This is a genomic window from Pseudoalteromonas luteoviolacea NCIMB 1942, from assembly GCF_001625595.1.
GTDB lineage: Bacteria > Pseudomonadota > Gammaproteobacteria > Enterobacterales > Alteromonadaceae > Pseudoalteromonas > Pseudoalteromonas luteoviolacea_A.
This window is the reverse complement of record NZ_AUXT01000028.1, coordinates 1-394: the sequence shown is the minus strand read 5'-3', so window position 1 is coordinate 394 and position 394 is coordinate 1. Positions and strand designations below refer to the sequence as shown.

The 394-nt window shown below is 39.1% G+C and carries 1 pseudogene; it reads right to left on the bottom strand.

The features are described 5' to 3' along the window. Nucleotides 1–297, bottom strand: a pseudogene (locus tag N482_RS02945) (hypothetical protein); the annotation flags it as partial. Between the last annotated feature and the right edge of the window lie 97 nt (nt 298–394).

The window sequence follows — 394 nt, the reverse complement described above, 5'->3', positions numbered from 1 at the left end:
CAAAGTGTGCTCGCACCCTGGATTGCTGCTGAATAGAGGTACTTGGTTTGTATCTCTAAGGTAGGTGTAATCGTACGCAGAGATTTTGCCTTTTTGCAGTGATTGTTGTCTGAATACTTCACATTGGTTTGCGTCAATCGTTGCTTTCTTAGGCACGGTGTACGAGCAAGAAACATTGATGTAATCAGCATGACCGTTTAAGTCGAAATACGCTTCTTGATGCTTATTATCAATAGTGTAACGAATGTTAGTTATACCTTGTCTAAACTCATCAGGAACACGGTTTTTTGCGGTCATAGGTAGTGTTCAAAAATCTGTGTCATTTCAGTAAACTGGTAAAAATAGGAATGACATATGACAACTCAATTCAACGTTGATGATGCTGTTAAAGCTC